Below are 3238 nucleotides of genomic sequence, written 5' to 3'. Positions count from 1 at the left end.
GGAGCCCGGCCTGGGCTCCGCTCGATCCTCCCGACTGGCTCCGTGCCGCCGAGCGGCACGGGTGGGTTCCTTCGCACGCGAGAAAACGCATGGCGACCAATTCCCCTGTCTATCCCACGGCTCCGGTAGCGCCTCGTCGCGTCTCGCCGCTCGATCGCCTGCAAGGCTGGCTGCCGAAGCTGGTGCTGGCGCCAAGCGTGGTCGTGGTGCTGTTCTGCATGTATGGCTACATCGGCTGGACGCTGCTGCTGTCCTTCACCAACTCGCGCTTCATGCCCAGCTACAAGTGGGCCGGGCTGAGCCAGTACCAGCGCCTGTGGGACAACGACCGCTGGTGGGTGGCGAGCAAGAACCTGCTGCTCTTCGGCGGCTCGTTCATCGCCATCTGCCTGGTGCTCGGAGTGTTCCTCGCAGTGCTGCTGGACCAGCGCATCCGCCGCGAAGGCTTCATCCGTACCCTCTACCTGTATCCCATGGCGTTGTCGATGATCGTCACCGGCACCGCCTGGAAGTGGCTGCTCAATCCGGGCCTGGGCCTGGACAAGCTGCTCCGCGACTGGGGCTGGGAAGGTTTCCGCTTCGACTGGCTGGTGGACCCGGAGCGGGTCGTCTACTGCCTGGTGATCGCCGCCGTGTGGCAGGCCTCCGGCTTCGTCATGGCGCTGTTCCTCGCCGGCCTGCGCGGGGTCGACCCGGCCATCGTGCGCGCCGCCCAGGTCGACGGTGCGAGCCTGCCGACCATCTACCTGCGCATCGTCCTGCCGAGCCTGCGCCCGGTGTTCTTCAGCGCGCTGATGATTCTCGCCCATATCGCGATCAAGAGCTTCGACCTGGTAGCGGCGATGACCGCCGGCGGGCCGGGTTATTCCTCCGACCTGCCGGCGATGTTCATGTATGCGCATACCTTCACCCGTGGCCAGATGGGGCTCGGCGCGGCGAGCGCGATGCTGATGCTCGGCGCGGTACTGGCGATCGTGGTGCCTTACCTGTATTCCGAACTGCGAGGCAAGCGCCATGCGTGACACGTCCCTGAACCCGAGCTTCAGCGTCAGCCGCCTGGCCGTGCACCTGACCCTCTGGGGCGCCTGCGCGCTTTACCTGGTGCCGCTGCTGGTGATGCTGCTGACCAGCTTCAAGACGCCGGACGACATCCGCACCGGCAACCTGCTGTCGCTGCCCGACACCTTCACCGTCATCGGCTGGCTCAAGGCCTGGGACAGCGTCGGCGCGTTCTTCTGGAACTCGGTGCTGATCACCGTGCCCGGCGTGCTGATCTCCACCTTCATCGGCGCGTTGAACGGCTACGTGCTGTCGATGTGGCGCTTCCGCGGTTCCCAGCTGTTCTTCGGCGCGCTGTTGTTCGGCTGCTTTCTACCGTTCCAGGTGATCCTCCTGCCGATGTCCTTCACCCTCGGCAAGCTCGGCCTGGCCAATACCACCAGTGGCCTGGTGCTGGTCCACGTGATCTACGGCCTGGCCTTCACCACGCTGTTCTTCCGCAACTATTTCGTGGCGATCCCGGATGCCCTGGTCAAGGCCGCGCGCCTGGACGGCGCCGGTTTCTTCACCATCTTCCTGCGCATCCTGCTGCCGATGTCCACGCCCATCGTGATGGTCTGCCTGATCTGGCAGTTCACCCAGATCTGGAACGACTTCCTGTTCGGCGTGGTGTTCGCCAGCGGCGATTCGCAACCGATCACCGTGGCCCTGAACAACCTGGTGAACATCACCACCGGGGTCAAGGAATACAACGTCGACATGGCCGCGGCGATGATCGCCGCGCTGCCCACGCTGGTGGTCTACGTACTGGCCGGCAAGTACTTCGTGCGCGGCCTCACCGCCGGCGCCGTGAAAGGCTGAGACGGGTCGCTGACCCCGGAGACGAACGAAACATGGCAACCCTCGAACTGCGCAACCTGCACAAGAGCTACGGCAGCGGCCTGGCCGATACCCTCAGGGACATCCGGCTGAAGATCGACTCCGGCGAATTCCTGATCCTCGTCGGCCCCTCGGGCTGCGGCAAGTCGACCCTGATGAACTGCATCGCCGGGCTGGAGAGCATCACCGGCGGTGCGATCCTGGTGGACGGCCAGGACATCAGCGGCATGAGCCCCAAGGACCGCGACATCGCCATGGTCTTCCAGTCCTACGCCCTGTACCCGACCATGAGCGTGCGCGAGAACATCGCCTTCGGTCTGAAGATCCGCAAGATGCCCCAGGCCGCCATCGACGAGGAGGTGGCGCGGGTGGCCAGGCTGTTGCAGATCGAGCACCTGCTCGAACGCAAGCCCTCGCAGCTCTCCGGCGGCCAGCAGCAGCGGGTGGCCATGGGCCGGGCGCTGGCGCGGCGGCCCAAGGTCTACCTGTTCGACGAGCCGCTGTCCAACCTCGATGCCAAGCTGCGGGTGGAAATGCGCACCGAGCTGAAGCTGATGCACCAGCGGCTGAAGACCACGACCGTGTATGTCACCCACGACCAGATCGAGGCCATGACCCTCGGCGACAAGGTGGCGGTGATGAAGGACGGCGTCATCCAGCAGTTCGGCACGCCGCAGCAGATCTACAACGACCCGGCCAACCTGTTCGTCGCCAGCTTCATCGGTTCGCCGCCGATGAATTTCATTCCGTTGCGCCTGCAGCGCCGGGACGGACGCTGGACCGGCCTGCTCGATAGCGGCCAGGACCGTATCGAACTGCCGCTGAGCCTGGAGCCCGGCCTGGAGGAGGGGCGCGAGCTGATCCTCGGCGTACGACCGGAGCAGATCGCCCTGGGCGATGGCAGCGCTGCCCATGACCTGCGTACCGAGGTCGAGGTGCTCGAACCGACCGGGCCGGACACCCTGGTCTTCGTCACCGTCAACCAGGTCAAGGTCTGTTGCCGCCTGGCGCCGGACGTCGCGCCGGCCGCGGGCAGCGGCATGAGCCTGCGCTTCGATCCCGCGCGGGTCCTGCTGTTCGACGCGCAGAGCGGCGAGCGCGTGGCCGTGCGCACGGCGGGCGTGGCGGCGGAGAAGGTCACCGCCTTGAACGGCAATCGCCAGAAGAACTCCTGAATCCTTTCGTACTGCCTAGACCACAACCACGAGGACGCTGGAAATGTACAAGAACAAGAAAACCAGACCGGCCGCCAGGACCGTTGGCTGCCTGTTTGCCCTTGGAGCGCTGGGCTTGGGGAGCGCGGCGCACGCCGCCGAGGCGTTCTCCCCGAACTCGAAATGGATGCTCGGCGATTGGGGCG

Annotated in this window: 3 protein-coding genes and 1 pseudogene; all 4 read left to right on the top strand. The window is 65.8% G+C overall.

The features are described 5' to 3' along the window. Window positions 1-89 precede the first annotated feature (89 nt). Window positions 90-1022 carry a carbohydrate ABC transporter permease gene (locus tag HMPREF2581_RS19735; RefSeq protein ID WP_003091471.1) on the top strand — a complete coding sequence of 311 codons (933 nt, stop codon included), beginning with the start codon at window positions 90-92 and terminating at the stop codon, window positions 1020-1022. Next, window positions 1015-1860, top strand: a complete 846-nt coding sequence (locus HMPREF2581_RS19730; RefSeq protein ID WP_003138437.1) for a carbohydrate ABC transporter permease — start codon at window positions 1015-1017, stop codon at window positions 1858-1860. Before HMPREF2581_RS19735 ends, HMPREF2581_RS19730 begins: the two co-directional genes overlap by 8 nt. A gap of 32 nt (window positions 1861-1892) precedes the next feature. Then, window positions 1893-3053, top strand: a complete 1161-nt coding sequence (locus tag HMPREF2581_RS19725) for an ABC transporter ATP-binding protein (protein ID WP_003114840.1) — start codon at window positions 1893-1895, stop codon at window positions 3051-3053. A 43-nt stretch (window positions 3054-3096) separates the two neighbouring features. Then, window positions 3097-3238 (top strand): annotated as a pseudogene (locus tag HMPREF2581_RS33010) (porin); the annotation flags it as partial.

The organism is Pseudomonas sp. HMSC057H01 (assembly GCF_001836405.1).
GTDB lineage: Bacteria > Pseudomonadota > Gammaproteobacteria > Pseudomonadales > Pseudomonadaceae > Pseudomonas > Pseudomonas aeruginosa.
This window is presented reverse-complemented; position numbering and strand designations above follow the sequence as displayed.

Coding starts and splice junctions, on each gene's coding strand:
- HMPREF2581_RS19735 (WP_003091471.1), top strand. CDS start 90: ATGGCGACCAATTCCCCTGTCTATCCCACGGCTCCGGTAGCGCCTCGT.
- HMPREF2581_RS19730 (WP_003138437.1), top strand. CDS start 1,015: ATGCGTGACACGTCCCTGAACCCGAGCTTCAGCGTCAGCCGCCTGGCC.
- HMPREF2581_RS19725 (WP_003114840.1), top strand. CDS start 1,893: ATGGCAACCCTCGAACTGCGCAACCTGCACAAGAGCTACGGCAGCGGC.